The sequence below is a fragment of the Polaromonas sp. P4_H1 genome (genome assembly GCF_056400945.1).
This window is the reverse complement of sequence record NZ_JBFUKG010000007.1, coordinates 21,441-41,064: the sequence shown is the minus strand read 5'-3', so window position 1 is coordinate 41,064 and position 19,624 is coordinate 21,441. Positions and strand designations below refer to the sequence as shown.

Annotated in this window: 18 protein-coding genes; 9 read left to right on the top strand and 9 right to left on the bottom strand. The window is 63.9% G+C overall.

Going from position 1 to position 19,624, the window contains the following annotated elements; translation table 11 throughout:
- Positions 1 to 37: 37 nt before the first annotated feature.
- The 3 genes from AC1DS5_RS10820 to AC1DS5_RS10810 form a co-directional block, all read right to left on the bottom strand.
- Entirely contained in the window at positions 38 to 943 is a 906-nt protein-coding gene (locus AC1DS5_RS10820; protein ID WP_477718257.1) for a GntR family transcriptional regulator, read from the bottom strand.
- Between the two features lie 101 nt (positions 944 to 1,044).
- A complete protein-coding gene (locus AC1DS5_RS10815; protein WP_477718256.1) occupies positions 1,045 to 2,118 on the bottom strand; it encodes an isocitrate/isopropylmalate dehydrogenase family protein in 1,074 nt (357 codons plus the stop codon).
- Positions 2,119 to 2,181: 63 nt separating this feature from the next.
- Entirely contained in the window at positions 2,182 to 2,769 is a 588-nt protein-coding gene (locus AC1DS5_RS10810; protein ID WP_477718255.1) for an aspartate/glutamate racemase family protein, read from the bottom strand.
- A 231-nt stretch (positions 2,770 to 3,000) separates the two neighbouring features.
- Here AC1DS5_RS10810 and AC1DS5_RS10805 point away from each other — a divergent pair, with 231 nt between their 5' ends.
- From AC1DS5_RS10805 to AC1DS5_RS10790, 4 genes are all read left to right on the top strand, one after another.
- On the top strand, positions 3,001 to 4,020 hold the full coding sequence (locus AC1DS5_RS10805; protein WP_477718254.1) for a Bug family tripartite tricarboxylate transporter substrate binding protein: 1,020 nt from the start codon (positions 3,001 to 3,003) through the stop codon (positions 4,018 to 4,020).
- 69 nt (positions 4,021 to 4,089) lie between these two features.
- Positions 4,090 to 5,076 (top strand): Bug family tripartite tricarboxylate transporter substrate binding protein, encoded by a 987-nt coding sequence (locus tag AC1DS5_RS10800; RefSeq protein ID WP_477718253.1) that lies wholly within the window; start codon positions 4,090 to 4,092, stop codon positions 5,074 to 5,076.
- Positions 5,077 to 5,078: 2 nt separating this feature from the next.
- Positions 5,079 to 5,972, top strand: a complete 894-nt coding sequence (locus AC1DS5_RS10795; RefSeq protein WP_477718252.1) for an amidohydrolase family protein — start codon at positions 5,079 to 5,081, stop codon at positions 5,970 to 5,972.
- 227 nt (positions 5,973 to 6,199) lie between these two features.
- Entirely contained in the window at positions 6,200 to 7,060 is an 861-nt protein-coding gene (locus AC1DS5_RS10790) for a PA4780 family RIO1-like protein kinase (RefSeq protein WP_477718251.1), read from the top strand.
- Positions 7,061 to 7,112: 52 nt separating this feature from the next.
- Here the strand turns inward: AC1DS5_RS10790 and AC1DS5_RS10785 are convergent, their stop codons facing one another.
- Positions 7,113 to 7,268 carry a hypothetical protein gene (locus AC1DS5_RS10785; protein ID WP_477718250.1) on the bottom strand — a complete coding sequence of 52 codons (156 nt, stop codon included), beginning with the start codon at positions 7,266 to 7,268 and terminating at the stop codon, positions 7,113 to 7,115.
- A 348-nt stretch (positions 7,269 to 7,616) separates the two neighbouring features.
- On the opposite strand from AC1DS5_RS10785, the gene AC1DS5_RS10780 reads away from it, so the two are divergent.
- A complete protein-coding gene (locus AC1DS5_RS10780; RefSeq protein ID WP_477718249.1) occupies positions 7,617 to 8,117 on the top strand; it encodes a pilin in 501 nt (166 codons plus the stop codon).
- A gap of 84 nt (positions 8,118 to 8,201) precedes the next feature.
- Here the strand turns inward: AC1DS5_RS10780 and AC1DS5_RS10775 are convergent, their stop codons facing one another.
- On the bottom strand, positions 8,202 to 8,357 hold the full coding sequence (locus tag AC1DS5_RS10775; RefSeq protein WP_477718248.1) for a hypothetical protein: 156 nt from the start codon (positions 8,355 to 8,357) through the stop codon (positions 8,202 to 8,204).
- 70 nt (positions 8,358 to 8,427) lie between these two features.
- Positions 8,428 to 9,327, bottom strand: coding sequence for a DMT family transporter (locus tag AC1DS5_RS10770; protein WP_477718247.1), 900 nt, complete (start codon positions 9,325 to 9,327; stop codon positions 8,428 to 8,430).
- 136 nt (positions 9,328 to 9,463) lie between these two features.
- On the opposite strand from AC1DS5_RS10770, the gene AC1DS5_RS10765 reads away from it, so the two are divergent.
- The 4 genes from AC1DS5_RS10765 (at position 9,464) to AC1DS5_RS10750 (ending at position 14,303) form a co-directional block, all read left to right on the top strand.
- Positions 9,464 to 10,468 (top strand): quinone oxidoreductase family protein, encoded by a 1,005-nt coding sequence (locus AC1DS5_RS10765; protein WP_477718246.1) that lies wholly within the window; start codon positions 9,464 to 9,466, stop codon positions 10,466 to 10,468.
- A 98-nt stretch (positions 10,469 to 10,566) separates the two neighbouring features.
- Positions 10,567 to 12,006: a DUF1800 domain-containing protein gene (locus AC1DS5_RS10760; RefSeq protein WP_477718245.1), complete on the top strand. Its 1,440-nt coding sequence runs from the start codon at positions 10,567 to 10,569 to the stop codon at positions 12,004 to 12,006.
- A gap of 18 nt (positions 12,007 to 12,024) precedes the next feature.
- Positions 12,025 to 13,407 (top strand): DUF1501 domain-containing protein, encoded by a 1,383-nt coding sequence (locus AC1DS5_RS10755; RefSeq protein ID WP_477718244.1) that lies wholly within the window; start codon positions 12,025 to 12,027, stop codon positions 13,405 to 13,407.
- A gap of 74 nt (positions 13,408 to 13,481) precedes the next feature.
- Complete coding sequence (locus AC1DS5_RS10750; protein WP_477718243.1) at positions 13,482 to 14,303, top strand: NUDIX hydrolase; 822 nt, start codon at positions 13,482 to 13,484, stop codon at positions 14,301 to 14,303.
- A gap of 26 nt (positions 14,304 to 14,329) precedes the next feature.
- Here AC1DS5_RS10750 and AC1DS5_RS10745 read toward each other — a convergent pair whose 3' ends face one another.
- From AC1DS5_RS10745 to ileS, 3 genes are all read right to left on the bottom strand, one after another.
- Positions 14,330 to 15,991 (bottom strand): Na/Pi cotransporter family protein, encoded by a 1,662-nt coding sequence (locus tag AC1DS5_RS10745; RefSeq protein WP_477718242.1) that lies wholly within the window; start codon positions 15,989 to 15,991, stop codon positions 14,330 to 14,332.
- 132 nt (positions 15,992 to 16,123) lie between these two features.
- Positions 16,124 to 16,618: a signal peptidase II gene (lspA, locus tag AC1DS5_RS10740; RefSeq protein ID WP_477718241.1), complete on the bottom strand. Its 495-nt coding sequence runs from the start codon at positions 16,616 to 16,618 to the stop codon at positions 16,124 to 16,126.
- Positions 16,618 to 19,536, bottom strand: a complete 2,919-nt coding sequence (ileS, locus tag AC1DS5_RS10735) for an isoleucine--tRNA ligase (protein WP_477718240.1) — start codon at positions 19,534 to 19,536, stop codon at positions 16,618 to 16,620. The genes lspA and ileS overlap by 1 nt, the downstream gene beginning before the upstream one ends.
- Positions 19,537 to 19,624 lie beyond the last annotated feature (88 nt).

The following is a 19,624-nucleotide window of genomic DNA, read 5'->3' as shown; positions in this document are numbered from 1 at the left end:
ATTCGACTCGGTCGACGTCAGTCGGCCTTGGGCGGCCTCATGTGTGCCCTTCACCGAGCTTGGTGATGCGCGCGGTGTTGAGGTGCTGGCGCAGAAACTGTGAAGCCTCCATGCGCTCGCCCCGCACCAGCAGGTCAATCAGCACCAGGTGCTCCTCGCACTGGCGGTGAAGGCGCGAACGGTCCAGCCGCGTGCCGTACTCGACCACCCGGCGCATCTGGTTGACGGTGCGCAGCGAATCGGTGAGGAACTGGTTGTGCGCGCCAGCGATCACGGTTTCGTGAAAATGAACGCCCGCGCGAAAGAGTTCGGCCGGCGTGCAGCGTTCAATGCCGCCTTGCAGGAGGTCGATCTGTTCGCGCCGGCATTTCTCCAGCTCGGCCAGGTCCACCTGGTAGCCCGGCTCCAGCAGCGCCGCCGGTTCGATGATCATGCGAAAGCGGTAGCTCTCGCGGTGTGACTCGGCGCTGCTCAGCAAGGGCCGGAAAATCCAGCCGCGGCCCGGCTTGCGGTCAATCATGCTTTCGCGCGCCATGCGGTTCAGGATGCGCTGCACCTGCAGGCGCGCCAGCCCGTAGCGCGACATCAGGTCGGCTTCGGCGATCTCGTCTTTCAGCAGGCCGCTGATACGGTCATTGGCGATTTTGAGGTAAATCTCTTCCTCGGATGCCCGTTCGGCCGGCAGCGCCAGGTCGAGCAGTTCGGAAGGCATCTTGGCGACCTGGAAGCCGCGGTGGGGCGCCGACTGAACGACGCCACTGGCCTGCAGGTATTGCAGCGCCTTGCGTACGGGTGACCGGGACACGCCCAGTGCATCACACAAAGCTTGTTCGGTCAGCCGATGGCCGATGGCATGCTGTTCGCGCCGAATGATCTCCACGATGTGGGTGGCCAGGGCCGGAATGAGCGGACTGACTTTGCTGGAGGAGGGTTCGGAGGGCATGTTCGGAAGAAAAATGGTCGTGCGACACGCCAGACTGTACATGGCGGGCTGACTCACGCCCTGCGCGCCGCAGGGCAAGGCGTCACCCGGCCAGGCCGTCTTTAATTTGACGCGACGGCCTGGGCGACAGCCTGGCCGAAAGCCTGGCAGCCCATGGTGCCGCCGATGTCACGGGTGCGCGTCGCCGGGTTGGCCAGCACCTGGTCCACCGCAGCGCTCATCGCATCGCCTGCCTGCTGCAGGGCGACATGGCCGCGCTTGTCCCCTGTCCAGCGCACCATCATGGCCACCGAAAGAATCATGGAGGTGGGGTTGGCGATGTCCTGGCCTGCAATGGTGGGCGCCGAGCCGTGCTGCGCCTGCGCGCAGCACAGGTCGTCGCTGGCCATCACCGAGCCGGCGAGTCCGAGGCTGCCAGACAGCTCGCTGGCCAGATCCGACAGGATGTCGCCATAGAAGTTGGTCGCCACCAGCACGTCAAAGCGCTCGGGCTCGCGCACCAGGTGGGCGGTCGAGGCATCGACCAGCAAGTCATCGAGCTGCACTTCGGGGAAGTCCCTGGCCACGTGGCGCACCGCTTCCAGGAAGAGCCCGTCGGTCATGTGAAAGCTGTTGGCCTTGTGGATGGCCGTGACTTTCTTGCGGCGTGTCATGGCCAGCTCGAAGGCGCGGCGTGCAATGCGTTCGCTGCAATGGCGGGTGATTTTGCGGGTGGACAGCGCCATGTCGGGACTGGGCATGACCTCGCCCCAGCCGCGGCTCATGTTGCGGTCCGGGTAAAAACCTTCCGTCGCCTCGCGCATGATCACCAGGTCCATGGACCGGCCCTCGCGCAGGTTGGATGGCAGGTAGGGGCGGGTGCGGGCAGGGCGCACATTGGCGTAGAGGTCCAGCCCGACGCGAAAACCCGCCGACACGTTTCGGCCGCCCTGCTCAGGTGCTGGGTAGTCGGCGTGCGACTGCGTGCCCAGGATGATCCCGTCGCAGGTTCTGGCTTTGTCCAGGACCTCCTGGCGCAGCGTGGTGCCATGGGCCTTCAGGCTGTCGAAGCCCACGCTTTCATGGTCAAAGGTCAAAGGCAGCTTGAAGCGTGCAGCGGCCGCTTCCAGGACCCCGACCGAGGCGGCAACGATTTCGGGGCCAATACCGTCACACGGCAATACGATGAATTTCAATGTAAATCTCCAGTTGGTTGGGGTGGGGGTAGGAAGCGGGAAGCGGGAAGTGCGGCGGTGGCTTCAATGCGGGCCGGACAGCGTGGCCTTGAGGCGGCGCACGGCGCTGTCGGGGCTGGTGAGAACGGGCCGGTCCGTCGTGGCGGCCACCAAGCCCCGCGCCCGGGCCATGGAGAACTGCCCCATCACCAGCACGTCGCAAGTCGCCAGCGCCCTGGCCTGCTCCACCACCAGCCGGTCGTGGGTCGCGACATCGCCGGCATTCAGGGCCTCCATGGCGTCCGGTGCACAGGCGCTTTCCACCTGGACGGGCAGGTTGCGCTGGCATGCAACGGCCAGCAGTTCTTCGCGCAGGGCGTGCGCGGCCGGCGCAAACGTGGTCAACAAGCCGATGCGGCCCTCCCTGCCGAGCCGGGCGCAGATCGCCAGGGCCTCATCGAACATCGCTTCATTGGGCTTGAGCGTTGGCAGGCCGACCACGCGCGCCGCTTCGTCAATGGCGGGGCCAAACGCAGAGCAGGTGAACAGGATGCCATGGGCTCCCCAATTCCTGGCGTAGTGCGCCAGGCTCACCATGCGCGCGACCATGCCCTCCGTTAGCGCCCCCGCGCTGGCGAGGTCCTGCGACAGCCGGTCGTCCAGCAGGTTCATGCGCTGCACCTGCGGCCAGAGGCGATCAAAAGCGTCTGCGACAGGCCTTATGGCCAGCGATGTGCCATGTATTAATGATATTTTTAGTTCAATCATTATTCGATTAAAGCTTAATTTTGTAGAATTAATTGTACTATAAAATTTATTGGTACAATTAATATTGTATCGCCGCATGCGGTGGTACAGCGCCGCGCCCGCCAGCCGATGGCACCAATCAACAGGAGACAATTCATGCCCGACCAACACCCCGCTGCCCGTCCCTTTGCGCCCAGGCGCTCCTTCCTGGCGGCTGCCGGCCTGCTCTTGCTGCCTGCTTTTGCCCTCGCACAGGACGCGGCCAGGGACTACCCCAGCAAAACGATCACCCTGATCGTTCCCTATGCCGCCGGTGGAAGTTCGGATGTGCGTGCCCGCCAGATCGCCCAGAAATTAGCTGTTTATTTCGGCCAGTCCGTGATCGTGGACAACAAGCCGGGGGCGAACGGAAATATCGGCACCAATGCGATAGCCAAGGCCGTACCGGACGGCTACACCATTGGCCTGGGCAATCTGGCGCCGCTGGCCGTCAACAAGACCTTGATGCCCAACACGCCGTTTGATCCAGCCACCGATCTGGTGCCCGTCATCCTGCTGGAGAAAGGCCCGCTGGTCCTGGTCGTCAATGCGGACAAGTCACCCCACAAGAGCCTCAACGACCTGGTCAGCGCCCTCAAGGCCGCGCCGGGCAAGATGAGCTATGCCTCGGCGGGCTCGGGTGGCTCGTTCCACCTGGCGGGCGAGATGTTCAAGTCGTCGGTCGGTGCGTCTGCGGTTCACATTCCCTACCGCGGCGGCGGCCCGGCGACCAACGACCTGCTGGCCGGTCAGGTGGACTACATGTTCGACATGGTGCCCGCGGCGCTGGGCTACCTGAAATCGTCGCCGCCCAAGTTGCGGCCCCTGGCGGTGGCCAATGACAAGCGCCTGCCCTCCCTGCCCGACGTGCCCACCTTCGCGGAGCTGGGCGTGAAGGAAATGGAAATTTCCAACTGGTTCGGCATCGTGGCGCCCAAGGGCACGCCCAAGCCGATCGTGGACAAGCTCAACCAGGCGATCAACCGCGCCCTGCAGGAGCCCGATCTGGTGCAGCGTATCACCGCGCCCGGCAATGTGGTGGGCGGCGGCGACGCCAAGGCCTTTGGAGATTTTGTCTCGGCCGAGTCGAATCGCTGGAGCAAACTGATCAAGGACAAAGGTATCAAGCCCGAATGAATGGCGCGTTGCGCCTTCGCCTGCGCGACGTGCAGCCCCGAAACGCCCATCCATCAACAGAGTACTTCCATGCAAGCTTTCCCCTCGCTCCCCCGCCGTGCCGTCACGCTGCTTCTGACGATCTTGGCAGCCTCGTCGGCCGCCATGGCTCAGGGCCCGGCCTACCCGTCCAAGCCGGTCCGGCTCGTCGTGCCGTTTGCCGCCGGCGGTCCCAACGATGTGATGGCGCGCGTCCTGGCGCAGCGCCTGACCCTGGAAACCGGGCAGTCGTTCGTGGTCGACAACAAGGCCGGCGCGGGCGGCGTCATCGGCACGGACGCCGTTGCAAAAGCGACGGCGGATGGCTACACGTTGGCCTTCGTCAGCGGTCCGTTCACGATGGCGCCGGCGGTCCACGCCAAAATACCGTACGACACGGCGCGCGACCTGGTCGCGGTGACAAAAGTTGCCGAGTCGCCCATGGTCATGATGATTCCCGCCGCATCGCGCTTCAACTCTGCCCGCGACATGATGGAGTTCGCGCGCCAGAACCCCGGCAAGCTGACCTACGGCTCCGGCGGTGTCGGCAGCACGCCCCACCTCACCACCGAGTTGCTGGGCACCGTGACCGGCGCCAAGTTCCTGCATGTGCCCTACAAGGGGGGCGGCGAATCGATCAAGGCGCTGATGGCCGGCGAGATCGACATGCTGATCGACAGCATCACCAGCACCGCAGGACCGCTGGCTTCGGGCCGCATCAAGGCCGTCGGCATAGGACAAGCCAAGCGCTCGACGCGGCTGCCCGAGGTGCCGACCTTCGAGGAGGCCGGGATCCAGAAGTTCGCCATGACCCACTGGGTCGGCGTGGTGGCACCGGCGCGGACACCACCTGAGGTGTTGAATGCCCTGCATGGACAGATCACCAAGGCACTGAAGGCACCGGAGGTTGCCCAAAAGCTGCAGGAACTGGGGGCAACCCCCGTGGGCGATTCTGCGGCTGAGTTCCAGAATTTCATCAACGGAGAATTGAAAAAGTGGCAGCAGATAGTGAAGACCGCCAACATCCAGGCGCAGTAAAAATGGCTCTGGCAATCTGCGACAGCCACGTCCACATTTTTCATCCGGCGCGTTTTCCCTATGTCACGCCTCGTCGCTTCACCCCCGGGGAAGCAACGGTGGCGCATTTGCAGGCGCATATGCGTGCTGTCGGGCTGGCGCGTGTGGTGCTGGTGCAGCCCAGCGTGTATGGCGAGCAAAACGACTGCCTGCTGGATGCCCTCACTGCCTTGGGTGAGCGGTCCCGGGGCGTCGCTGTGGTGTCAAGGCAAACTTCAGCACAGGAGATTGACCGGTTGAATGCCGCCGGCGTGTGCGGTGCGCGCATCAATCTGGTGGTTGATCATCTTCAGGCGCCCGCAGCCGCGCTCCGGAAAATGCAGGAGGTAGAAGGGCGCATTCCTCCTCAGTGGCATGTGCAATTGCATGTGGCGCCAAATGTTATTGGCGAATTGACCGATTACATCGAGCGATCGTCCCGGCTTTATGTACTGGATCACATGGGGCTTCCCAATGTGGCGTTGGGGCGCAGCGTCGATACCTGGACAAAGATGTTGCGGCTTGTTCAGGGCGGCAAGCTGTACGTCAAGCTCTCGGCGCCTTACCTGTATTCCCGCATCGGACCGCCCTATGACGACCTGGCTCCCTTCGTCGAGAGTTTGCTGCATACACGCAGCGACCGGCTGCTGTGGGGCAGCAACTGGCCCCACACGCAGGGAACCGGGCGCAGATTCAGCGCTCTCACCGAAACACTGGAAGCTTTTCGCCAGATCGATGACAGTGCGTGGCTGGAAACGTGTCGTTTATGGTCCACCGTGGACACTCAGGCTGTGCTGGGTGACAACGCTTCAAGGCTTTATGGATTTCCCGAGTCTGTGGCATTTTTCGGTACAGACGAGCAAAAAACGTCGGCTTGACTGAGCGGTCTCTGTCGGCGTACTCCACCTGGTTCACCGCCGCGACGACATCACAACCCCCCACAATCAGCAAAAACGCCACCGCGTGATAAAGGTGCGACAACTCGCCTGGCAAAGCTGCTGACCGGCAATGGCAGGCCCGATGCGCTGCACGTTCGTGCCCTCAGCTGCGGCGGGCCCAGGATCGACCGTGCGGCGTCCTGCGGCCACAGTGCAAAATGGCTTCCATGAAACCACCCAAGCGACTGCAGTCATTGATCGAGGAAGGCCTGATCGACACAGTCGTGCGTCAGCTCATGAGTGGCAAGGAGGCCATGGTCTACGTGGTGCGCTGTGGCGGCGAAACCCGCTGCGCCAAGGTCTACAAGGAGGCCACGGAGCGCAGCTTCCGGCAGGCGGTTGACTACACCGAAAACCGCAAGGTCAAAAACACCCGCCAGGCCCGCGCCATGGCCAAGGGCACCCGCTTTGGCCGGCAGGCGCAGGAGGCCGCCTGGCAGAGCGCCGAGGTCGATGCGCTGTATCGCCTGGCCGCCGCTGGCGTGCGCGTGCCTAGGCCCCACAACTTCTGCGACGGCGTGTTGCTGATGGAGTTGGTGACCGACGAACACGGCGACGCCGCCCCGCGGCTCAATGACGTGGAGTTCACACCCGAGCAGGCGCGCACGCACCACGGGACGCTGTTGATCGAGGTGGTGCGCATGCTGTGCGCCGGCGTCGTGCATGGCGACCTGTCGGAGTTCAACATCCTGCTGGGCAGCGAACAGGGCGTGGACGGCCCGGTGATCATCGACCTTCCCCAGGCCGTGGACGCCGCCGGCAACAACCACGCCAAACGCATGCTGCTGCGCGATGTGGACAACCTGCGCGGCTTTTTCGGCCGCTTTGCCCCCGAGTTGCTGCACACCGACTTTGGCCTGGAGATCTGGGCCTTGTATGAACGCGGCGTGCTGGACCCAGAGGTGGTTCTCACCGGCCGGTTTGAGCGCAAGGTCGGGGCGGTGGATGTGGGCGGCGTGATACGTGAGATTGACGATGCGCGCGCCGAGGAGGCGGCGCGGCGGGTGCGCATGCAGGCTGTTGGGTGAGGGACTGGGCACGCTGCTTTGGCTGCGCAGGCACGTCAGAAATGCTCCGGCATCAGCGTACGGGATAAGCAGCCATTTCAAATTCTGCATCGCGCAATTGGCTCAGCACGCTGCTGCTGACGTCGTCACTCAATGGGGTGAGCGGTGGACGCACGCTGCGCAGCAGTTCGAGGAAACGGGCGCCGCGCCCCAGGGCTCCCTCGGGCATTGATCGATCCGCAGTAGTCCCTGCGATCGACCTGCCGCGGACGGTGGACGTCGCGCCGTGTCGCACCGTAGCAGCTGCCTGCCTATCTCGGCCTTGAGATCGAACCTGGTGCATGCGGTGTGCTGAAGCCCGATGCGGAGGTAGCGTGATACTGGCTGCTGGCTGCTGGCTGCTGGCCGTGCTCATTGAGTCGTTGAAAACTTGACAGTTCTGGATGGGCGCGATACTGTCATCGCTCGGTAGATTTCCCGGGACGGCACACTGCATTTGGAAGTTGGCAAGCTGCAACTTGGTACGCCTTGTATAGACTTCTGACTGTTTCAGGCAGTATTCACGAAGGATTTCCTCATGAATAGGTCCATGCAGAAGGGCTTCACGCTCATCGAATTGATGATCGTCGTGGCGATCATCGGCATCCTGGCAGCCGTGGCGTTGCCCGCTTATCAGGACTACACCAAGCGGGCCAAACTGTCTGAGGGGGTTTTGGCGGCTTCATCCTGTCGTACACCAATTGCTGAGGTGTACCAGTCCGGCAGTGCATCGGATTCTCCGGGGGCAAACGGATGGGGCTGCGAGGCTGGGGCGGGTACCTCCAACCCCAGTGCGTCGTCCACGTATGTGGCCGCGGTCACCACATCAGCCGATGGCGTGGTCAAGGTGACGATGCAAGGATTCAATGACACTCAAATGGATAATCACTTCGTCACGCTTGCCCCCATGGTAACCGCCGGTGTTGTCGCAGTATTTGCTACCGACGTCGGGAAGTCCCTCTTCGGTTGGCGCTGTGGCTCGCCGACTGACGGAACGGACATTCCTGCCAAATTTTTGCCTGCTTCCTGCCGCGGTTGATGGCAAGCGAAGGTAAGCAAAGTCGTTGATAAATAAACGCCTTACACCCTTCTATTAATCATTGGCCAGCCGTGCGCCCATGTGTCAGCGGCCCGTGAAACGCGCTGCCCTTTTCTCTACAAAGTGACGCACACCCTCCTGAAAGTCCTCACTGCGCAGGCTGGTCACCATCGCGGCGTTGGCCAGCGTAATCGCCTCACCCAGGTACTGGTAGGGCGCCTCCCACAACTGCCGCTTCATCACCTGTACCGAGCGAATCTTCTGGTGCCGTGATGGATCAGCCCGCCTCCAGCGTTCGGCTTCCTGCCTTCTATCGCCGCGACGACACCACAATCCCGCCCACGATCAGCAGAAACGCCAGCGCGTGATAAAGCTGCGGCAACTCGCCCAGAAAGGCAACCGACAGCAGCGCGGCAAACAGCGGCGTGAGGTTGGAGAAAAAGCCGGCAATTGCCGGGCCGACACGCTGCACGCCCATGCCCCAGCAGCGGTAGGCGATCACGGCCGGACCGATGGCCACGTAGAGCAGGGCCGTCGCCAGGGGCCAGCCCCAGCTAATGTGGGCGTCGGTCAGGGCCCATTCGCTGGCCGCAAACAGGCCGGACCAGCCCAGGCCGAAGAAGATTTGCGCCATCAGGAAAGCAGCCCAGTCATCGCGGATGTCTGGGGGCTCCTTGGGTTGCGACAGCAGCCAGCTGTAAAACGCCCAGGCCAGCGTGGCCAGCAGCACGTACAGATCGCCGGGCACGAGCTGCACTTGCGCCAGCAGGGCCCAATCACCACGTGACAGCACCACCAGCACGCCGGCAATCGACAGGACCGCGCCGGTGATTTGCCGGTGCGAGACGCGCTGGCCAAAGCACAGGGCGCCCACGGCCAGCATCCAGATCGGCACGCTGGAGGCGACCAGCGTGACATTGAGCGGTGTGGAGGTTTTCAGCGCCAGGTATTGCAGGGCGTTGTAGCAGCCCACACCCAGCAGGCCCAGCAACGCAAAGCGTTTCCAGTGCGGCCAAAGGGTGCTGCCTGGCCTGAGCAGGCGGTGGGCCAGGGGCAACAAGATCACAAAAGCCAGCGCCCAGCGCAGAAAATTCAGTGTCATGGGCGGCACCAGCGTGGTGACCAGGCGGCCTACCACCGCATTGCCGGCCCAGAGTAAAGGAGGAAGTACCAGCAGCAGGGCGGTGGCGGGGGTCACGCGTTGATTCATGCCGGGAACTGTACCAAGCCGGGCACATGTCCACCCCGCAAACCGTCCTTCAGCCCCTCGGGAGAGCAGCATATTTCGATTCATGGCACGATGCCGCCTGACATTAAATTTTTCAAAACACCGCAGGAGAAACGACATGAGTCAAGCCACACAAACCACGTCCAGAGCCGTCCGCATTGAACAGAATGGCGGGCCCGAAGAACTGAAGCTGGTCGAGGTTGCTGTTGGTGAGCCGGGCCCCGGCGAAATCCGCATTCGCCACAAGGCCGTGGGCCTGAACTTCATCGATGTGTACCAGCGCAGCGGCCTGTACAAGCTGCCCATGCCCCTTCAACTGGGCATGGAGGCTTCGGGTGTGGTGGAGGCGGTGGGCGAGGGCGTGACGCACCTCAAGGCTGGCGACCGCGCCGCCTATGCCAGCCAGCCGCCGGGCAGCTATTGCGAGCTGCGGGTGATGCCCGCCAAATGCGTGTGCAAGCTGCCGGATGCGATTTCGTTCGAGACGGGCGCGGCGATGATGCTCAAGGGCCTGACCGCGCAGTATTTGCTGCGCCGCACGCAGCCGCAGGGCGGCCTCAAGGAAGGTGATTTTGTGCTGTTTCATGCGGCGGCCGGCGGCGTGGGCCTGATTGCCTGCCAGTGGGCCAAAGCCATGGGCCTGCAGCTGATCGGCACGGCGGGGTCGGATGAAAAATGCGCGCTGGCCAAGGCGAATGGCGCGGCCTTCGTCATCAATTACGCGAAGGAGGACTTCGTCGCCCGCGTGAAGGACATCACCGGCGGCAAGGGTGTGAAGGCGGTCTACGACTCGGTCGGCAAGGACACCTTTCTCAAATCGCTGGACTGTCTGCGCCCCTTTGGCTTGCTGGCCAACTTCGGCAATGCCTCGGGCAAGGTCGAGCCGCTGGATATTGGTGTGCTGGCCGCCAAGGGCTCGCTGTATGTGTCGCGCCCGACCCTGTTCACCCACATCGCCACCCGCGAGACCACGCAGGAAATGGCCGACGACCTGTTTGCCATGGTGACCAGCGGCAAGATCAAGATCGCCATTGACCAGCGTTTCCCCTTGGCCGATGTGGCCGAGGCGCATCGGTCGCTCGAGGCACGCAAGACCACGGGCTGCACCATCCTGACGCTGTAAGGCAGGCGGGGGCTCTTGCGGTAAACCTGTGTAAAGCCACGGGCCGCATTCAACGCAAGGCGCGGCGAATGCGTTACAACGGGCAGCAGGAGAAAAACATGCCCATAGCGATCACCCAGGCTGGCGTGCTGGCGGCCTTCCTGGCTTGCCTTGCCGGTCCCGCGGCGTATGCGCAGACCGATGCCGCGCCGTCCCCGGCCAACGTCGCCGCCGCTTGGCGCGTCGCCTCGCGCCTGGGCTATGCGCCCACACCGGCCTCGGCGCAGGCCGCGGAGGCGTCACCCAAAGCCTGGGCGCTGCAACAACTGGACGCGGCCTACGCCGCGAGCCGCCGCCCTCCCGCCCTTCCCGCCGAGCTGGCCGGCATCAATGCGCCGCTCAACGAGATCGCGCGTAGCTTCCAGGCCGAGCGGGAGGCGCGCAGGACCTTGCGTGAAACGGCCAGGACCGGCACGGCCGCCACAGCGGAGACGGGCGCAGGCGCGGAAAAATTCAGCCGCGACATGGCCCAAGGCGCCGCCGCATGGCGCTTGATGTCCTGCAGCGATCCGGCACTGGAAAACCCGCTGCTGGCGCGCATGACTGAATTCTGGTTCAACCACCTCAATGTGTTCGTCGGCAAGGGGGCGGTGCGCCCGTTTGTCGGCCACTACGAGGTCAATGTGATCCGTGCCAACGCCCTGGGCCGTTTTGAAGACCTGCTGCTGGCCAGTGCCAAGCATCCGGCCATGCTGTTTTACCTGGACCAGGCGCAGAGCAACAACCGCGGCCTCAATGAAAACTACGCTCGCGAATTGATGGAGCTGCACACGTTGGGCGTGAACAGCGGCTACACGCAAAAAGACGTGCGTGAACTGGCCCGCATCCTCACCGGCTGGACGGTCAACCTCAAGGACGGCGAGGGCTTTCGCTTTGCCGAGCGCCTGCACGACAAGGAAGGCAAGGTCCTGCTGGGCCGCACCTTCGGCAACGAGAGCCTTTCGGAAGGCGAGGAGGCCATCCGCTACCTGGCACGGCGGCCCGAGACGGCGCGGCGGGTCTCCACGCGGCTGGCGAGTTTCTTTGTGGCCGACAAGCCCCCACTCGCGTTGGTCGACCGGTTGGCAAGCACCTTCACCGCCACGCAAGGCGACATCCGCGCGGTGATGCGCACCTTGATCGAGTCGCCGGAGTTCTGGGCGCGGGACAACCAGCTCTTCAAGACACCGCTGGACTTTGCCTGCTCAGCGCTCACAGCGGCCGGCGGCGTAAAGGAGCGCCGCGACATCGTGCAGACCCTGGGTTTTCTTGCGCAGGCCGGCCAGCCCATGCACGGCTGGCAAACGCCCGACGGCTACAAGACCGATGCCGGCACCTGGCTCGCGCCCGAGGCTCTGACCCGTCGCGCCGACTACGCCATGAGCCTGGCCCAGCGCATGGCGGAGCCTTCCTACCTCAACACTTTTTTCAGCAGCGCCACGCGTGAGCGCATCGCGCAGGAACCCGCGCAGATGCGCACCGGCCTGATGCTGGCCAGCCCCGACTTCATGCGCAAATAAACGGCACCGAGGAGTCCCATGAATTCCAACCCTTCTTCATCGGCGTATCCGCTGCCGCGCCGCAGGGTGCTGGGCCTGGGGGCGCTGTCGCTGAGCGTGCCCGGCGTGTGGGCACAACCCTTGCCTGTGGGCCTGGCGGGCCGATCAGGTCTGGACGGCGGGCGCCTGATCGTCGTCTTCCTGCGCGGCGCGTATGACGGCCTGTCGGCTTTCGTGCCCTATGCGGACAAGGACTACTACGCCATTCGCCCCAACATCGCGATCGCGGCGCCCGACGGTACGGCGCAAACGGCCATCCGGCTCGACAAAACCTTCGCCCTGCACCCCGCGCTGACTCCGCTGTTGCCCTTGTGGCAGCAAGGCGTTCTGGGCTTCGTGCCCGCGGCCGGCCTGCCCGCGCCCAACCGTTCGCACTTCGATGCGCAGTACCAGATGGAGATTGCGCAAAGCGGCAAAACCAGCGGCGCGCCGGGATGGCTCAACACCACGGCAGGCCTTGGCAAAGCCGCCGCGCCGGGCGCGGCCGCGCTCGGTGTGGGGGAGGCCAACCCCGCCATCCTGGGCGGGCAGGCCGCCGTCCGGCTGATCCCGCGTGGCCAGTCGGCCGAACGCAGCGGTGTGCTGGCCAACGACAGAACCCGCCAGGCGCTGATGGACCTGTACGCGGGCAACGACAAGGTCAGCGAGGCCTTCCGCCAGGGCGTGGGCAGCCGCATGCAGAGCGCGCAGGAGCTCACGGAGCAAAGAGCCGAAAAGGCCGCGAAGGTCGAAAAAATGGCGCAAGACGACAGGCGCATGGCCGACAAGCGCCTGGACCGCGACGGCACGCCCGCCAACGTTCAGGCCCAGGCGGCGCAAATGCTGGCGGCCAGCAACGGCGCGGCCGACCCGGTGGGCCTGCAGCTGGATGCGCAGCACCTGGGCACGCTGATGCGCAACGACCGCAAGCTGCGCCTCGGGTTTTTGTCGGCGGGCGGCTGGGATACGCATGCCAACCAGGGCGCCGCCACTGGTCAGCTGGCCAACAACCTGGGCAACCTGGCGCGTGGCATCGCGCAGCTGCGCCAGGACTTTTCCGAGCCCGGCGACGTGGTTGTGGCGATGAGCGAATTCGGGCGCACCAGCGCCGAAAACGGCACACGCGGCACCGACCACGGCTTTGGCAATGCCATGTGGCTCATGGGCAGCCGCATCGCCGGCGGGCGCTGGCATGGCCAGTGGACGGGGCTGGCGCAAAGCAACCTCAACGAAGGCCGCGACCTGCCGGCCCACCACGACTACCGCGCGGTGCTGGCCCAGGTGCTGCGCGGCACCTTCGCCCTGGGTGATGCGCAGCTGGCCGCGGTGTTGCCGGGCGCCAGCTGGGACCAGCGCCTGGACGGCCTGTTCACCAGGGCCTGAGTTCTTTCTGCGGGATTTTCGCGGCCTTGCGGTCCTCGCTGGACGACGGCCGCGAAGGTAAACTGGCGCGAGCCATGAACCCGCCCGCTTCTTTTGACCCGCAATGGTTGCGCGACCTGCGTGCCCGCGCCACCGTGCCGCCCCTGCGCCCGCGTGTGCCGCTGTGGGCGGGTGAGTCCATCATCGGCTCGGTGGAGCCCGGTTTCCTGCACCAGCTGGCCCTGCATACCATGACGGACGGCCACCATCCGCTGCTCAAGGAAGAACACCCCGAGCAACTCGGCTGGCGCCTGATGGGTGACGTGACGACCAGCCTGAACCACGTGGCCGTTGCCCTGCTCGAGGCCGGCCTGGCGGGCGCCTGGCGCAATGAACAGCTGGCGGTGCCTGACCAGCTGGGCCATCGCAAGGGGACGGTAGAACGCGCAGCGGTCCGGCCGCTGGGCATCACCACGCTGGCCGTACACCTGGTGGGGCAGGCGCCGGATGGCCGCTTCTGGGTGCAGCAACGCGCTTTTGACAAGGCCAATGACCCGGGCCAGTGGGACACCCTGATGGGCGGCATGGTGTCGGCGGTGGACACGGTGGAGAGCGCGCTGGTGCGTGAAACCTGGGAAGAGGCCGGGCTGCATGCGGCCGACCTGCAGGACATGCGCTACGGCGGACGCCTGAGCACCTGCCGCCCATGCAGCGATGGCAAGGGGGCGGGTTATGTCAGCGAAAACATCGACTGGTATTGCTGCACCGTGCCCGAGCGGCTGGTCCCGAACAACCAGGATGGCGAGGTTGAGCAGTTTTGCCTGATGGACGCGGAGCAACTGCTGAACGCCCTGCAGCGGGGTGAGTTCACGACTGAAGCCGCGCTGATTCTCTGCGATGTGCTGAAGCTGCCCTGAGCCGCACGCGAGGCTTGCTGGCCCGGTCAGGGCTGGTCGGTCAGCACCATGGGCCGCAGGCGGTTGGGCGCCAGGGCGCCGGCCGAGTCAAGAATCGGGTAGGCGATGGAGCAGATATGCGAGTTGATGCGCTTCAACTCGCTGATCAGGTCGATGTGCAGGGAGCTGGTTTCCAGGCTTTGCAGCGTGTTGGCGGACAGCCGGCCCAGGTGGGTGGTGGCATAGGCGCGCTCCAGATCGCGAAAGCGGGCTTTTTCCTCCAGCAGCTTCTGGGCGTCACGCACCGTGCCGTTCAAAAACACGCTCATGCCCAGGCGCAGGTTATCAATCAGCCGCTCATGCAACTCCGCGATTTCGGCCATGCCGGCTTCCGAGAAGCTGCGGGCGGGTTTGATTTTTTTGTCTTCAATATCAATCAGCACCCGCTCGATGATGTCGCCGATCTGCTCCATGTTGATGGTGAAGCTGATGATGTCGGTCCAGCGGCGGCTTTCTTCATCACTCAGGGCTTCGCGGGAAATTTTGGTCAGGTAGTACTTGATCGCCGAATACAGCGTATCCACCGTATCGTCGAGTTTGCGCAGGTCTTCAGCCAGCTTGATGTCATCTTTTTTGATGACTTCAAGCACGCCGCGCAGCATGGTCTCCACCACATCGGCCTGGTACATGGCCTCACGCGCCGCGCACGAAATCGCCAGCGAGGGCGTGGCCAATGCGGAAGGGTCCAGATGGTGGTGGCGCGTGCTGGCGTCGGTCTTTTTTGCGGCCTTGGGCAGCCAGACTCCAATCCAGCGCGCCACCGTATGGGTCAGGCCAATGAAGACCGCACCGATGATGACATTGAAGCCGAAGTGGAACAGTACCACCGCTATGGCCGGCTCACCCAGCAGCGGGCGCACATGCCGCAGCCACAGGCCGATCAGCGGTGCGGCCATGACAATGCCCAGCACCTTGAACACCAGGTTGCCCATCGGTACCTGCCGCGTTTCGATGGAGGACCTTGCCGTGGTCAGCACGGCCAGCAGGCCGCTGCCCAGGTTGGCGCCCAGCACCAGGCCCAGGGCGACGTCCAGCGGAATGACGTTGGTGCCGGCCAGCGCGGCGGTGAGCAGTACGATTGCCAGGCTGGAATAAGACACCACGGACAACACTGCGCCGGTGGTGATTTCCAGCAGCAGGTCACTGCTGAGCGATGCCAGCAGCGCCTTGACAGCTGGTGCCCGGGTCAGCACCTCGGTGGAGTCCGTGACCAGCCGCAAGGCCAGCAGCATCAGGCCCAAGCCAATCAGGACGCGGCCCAGGCGGCCTGCATTGCTGTCCTGGCGCGAGATGAACAGCACCACACCCAGAAAAATGAAGAGGGGCGACAGCCAGGACAAATCAAAGGAAAACACCACCGCCATCAGGCTGGTGCCGATGTCGGCGCCCAGCATCACGGCCAACGCCAGCGGAAGCGCGATCAGTCCCTGGCCGACGAACGAAGAGACAATCAGCGCGGTGGCGGTGCCGGACTGCACCAGCGCGGTCACGCCGATGCCCGACAAGGCGGCGGTGAAACGGTTGCTGATGCTGCGCGCCAACACCTGGCGCAGACTGGCACCGAACACCCGCAGGATGCCGGTTCGTACTAGTTGGGTGCCCCAGACAAGCAGCGCAATGGCCGCCAATAAATTCAACAGATGCTTCATAAGGTCAGAAGCCACTATACGCCAGCGGGTTGAGGCGCCAGTGGCCTGACCCCATCACTGTGAAGTTAAAGCCACACTCTGAAGCTGCATTCCAAAGCCGCACGCCGGGCAGGGCGCGAGCGCGGGGCCGGGTCAGCTTCTGCGTACGCGGCGCAATTCGTCCAGCACCAGGCAGATCGCGCCGATGGTGATGGCGCTGTCGGCAATGTTGAAGGCCGGGAAATGCCAGTTGCGATAGTGAAAATCCAGGAAATCCACCACGTAGCCGTGCAGGCTGCGGTCTATCACGTTGCCGACCGCCCCGCCCAGGATGCAGGCCAGCGCAAACGAGAACAGCTTCTGGCCGGCATGCGACCTGAGCAGCCACACGATCAACAGCGCGGCTGCAATGCCGATGGCGGTGAAAAACCAGCGCTGCCATCCGGACGCGGAGGCCAGGAAGGAGAACGCCGCACCGGCGTTATGAACCCGCACGACATTGAAGAAGCTGGTCACGTAGGTGGCGTCACCCAGGCGGTAATAGCCCAGGATGAGGACCTTGGTGAACTGGTCGGCAATTAACAGAATCAGGGCCAGCCCCAGCCAGGGGAGCATGGAACCCGAAGTTTTTCCGAACGCCTTGGCCATCAGGCGTACTTCCGGTCTTCACCGGCGCCATACAGGTTGCTGGTGCAACGGCCGCAAATGGTCGGGTGCGCCGGGTCATGGCCGACGTCTTTGCGGTAGTGCCAGCAGCGCTCGCATTTGGTATCGGAACTGGCGGTAACCAGGGTTTTGATTGAGGATGATGCTATTAAATCAATAGTAGACGTGATGAAGACAAACTTCAGGTCATCGCCCAAAGAGGCCAGCAGTGCGTGGTCGTCGGCCGCCAGCTCCAGGGCCACATTGGCCTGCAAGGACGACCCCACCTTGCCGTCGGCGCGCAAAGCCTCAATGTCCTTGTTCACAGCATCGCGAATTTCACGGATGCGTGACCATTTGGCCAGCAGCGCGTCGTCCTGCGGCTTGAACTCCGCATAGGTCTCCAGGAAGATGGACTCGGATTGGCCGAACACCTTCCAGGCTTCCTCGGCGGTGAAACTCAGGAAGGGCGCCATCCAGCGCAGCATGGCATGGGTGATCTGGTGCAGTGCCGTTTGCGCGCTGCGGCGCGCCAGCGACTTGGGACCTGTCGTGTACAGCCGGTCTTTCAGGATGTCGAGGTAAAAAGAGCCCAGGTCTTCGCTGCAGTAGATCTGCAGCTTGGAGACGACGGGATGGAATTCATAGACCTCGTAGTGCGCCAGGATGTCGGCCTGCAGCTGCGCCGCGCGGCTCAGCGCATAGCGGTCGATTTCCAGCATCTGGTCAAACGGCACGGCGTCTTTGGCCGGGTCGAAGTCGCTGACGTTGGCCATCAAAAAGCGCAGCGTATTACGGATGCGGCGGTAGGCGTCGACCACGCGGGCCAGGATCTTGTCGTCGATGCCCAGGTCGCCCGAGTAGTCGGTGGAGGCGCACCACAGGCGGATGATCTCGGCGCCCAGCTTGTCACTGACTTCCTGCGGCACCACCACATTGCCTTCGCTCTTGCTCATCTTGCGGCCCTTGCCGTCCACGGTGAAGCCGTGGGTCAGCAGGCCCTTGTAGGGTGCGTGGTCGTACATCGCGCAGGCTGTGAGCAGCGATGAATGGAACCAGCCGCGGTGCTGGTCATGGCCTTCCAGGTACAAATCGGCGGGCCAGGTTGACTGGGCCGCGTGGCTGTGCCTGAGCACATGGTCGTGCGTGGTGCCCGAGTCAAACCAGACGTCGAGGATGTCGGTGCTCTTGATGTAATCCGGCGCATCGGCGCCGATGATGGATTCGGCGCTCGCCTTGCTCCAGGCCTCGATGCCGCCGGCCTCCACCATGCGGGCCGCCTGGTCCATGATCTCCATGGTGCGGGGGTGCAACTCGCCGGTGGCGGTGTGGATGAAGAAGGGCAGCGGCACCCCCCAATTGCGCTGGCGGCTGATGCACCAGTCGGGCCGGCCGGCAATCATGTCGCGCAGGCGGGTCTTGCCGTTTTCCGGGTAGAAGCTGGTTTCTTCGATGGCGGCCAGGGCCAGTTCGCGCAGGGTTTTTCCGGCCTTGTCCTTGGTGAAGACACCCACGCCTTCATCCATGCGCACAAACCACTGGGCTGCGGCGCGGTAGATCACCGGGGTCTTGTGGCGCCAGCAATGGGGGTAGCTGTGAACGATGTCGTGCGTGTCAAACAGGCGGCCATGCTCACGCAGCTTGTCGATGATCAGTGGCGCGGCCTTCCAGATGTTGAGGCCGCCGAAGAGCGGTAATTCGTCGACATAGCGGCCGTTGCCCTGCACCGGATTCAGGATGTCGTCGTAGGCGATGCCGTTGACCACGCAGGAGTTAAAGTCTTCCACGCCATAGGCAGGCGAGGAGTGCACGATACCCGTGCCGTCGTCCGCCGTCGCGTAGTCGGCCAGAAACACCGGGCTGAAGCGCTGGTAGCCCTGGTTCCCGTTGTCATCTTTTACGTCATACAGCGGATGCATGAACTTCAGCAGCGCCAGGTTTTTGCCCTGCGTGGTGGCCAGCACGGTGCCGGTGAGCTGGTAGCGCTCCAGGCATTTGTCGACCAGCGACGCGGCCAGCAGCAGGATGCCGCGCTGGGTGTCGACCAGCGCGTATTCCAGCTCGGGGTTGAGGTTGAGCGCCTGGTTGGAGGGGATGGTCCACGCCGTGGTGGTCCAGATCACCGCAAAGGCGTCCTTGGCCAGGCTTGGCAGGCCGAAGGCGGCGGCGAGTTTGTCGGGCTCGGCGCTTTTGAAGCCCACGTCCAGGGTCTGTGACTTCTTGTCGGCGTATTCGATTTCAAATTCAGCCAGCGAGGAGCCGCAGTCGAAACACCAGTACACCGGCTTCAGGCCGCGGTAGACAAAGCCGCGTTCCATGATGCGCTTGAGCGCACGGATTTCGTTGGCCTCGTTGGCATGGTCCATCGTGCGGTAGGGGTTGTCCCATTCACCCAGCACGCCCAGGCGCTTGAAGTCGGCCATCTGGCCGGCGATCTGCTCGGTGGCAAAGGCGCGGCACTTGGCCTGCACCTCGGCGCGGGCATCCAGGGGCGACGGGCCGCTCCCTAGCCCCTGGGCGGCCCCCTCGGGGGGCAGCGAGCCACGCGCAGCGGGGAGCGTGGGGGCCAGTTTTCGGCCATGTAATTTCTCGATGGCGTTTTCAATTGGCAGGCCGTGGCAGTCCCAGCCCGGCACATAGATGGCGTCCAGTCCCTTGAGCTGGCGCGCCTTGACGATCATGTCTTTCAGGACCTTGTTGACGGCGTGGCCGATGTGGATCTTGCCGTTGGCGTAGGGCGGGCCGTCATGCAGCACGAACTTCGGCGCACCGCAGCGTGCATCGCGCAGTTTCTTGTAAATGCCTTTGTCGTCCCATTCCTTCACCCAGCCGGCCTCGCGCTTGGGCAGGTCGCCGCGCATCGGAAAGGGGGTGTCGGGCAGGTTCAGGGTGCTGCGGTAATCGGTTTTGTTGTCAGGCATGGGTGTCGCTCGAAAAGGCTTCGACAGGCTCAGCCCGAACGGCTGTGTTGGGGGGAAGGGGAAGAGTAAAAGGCCGCTCGCCCTGAGC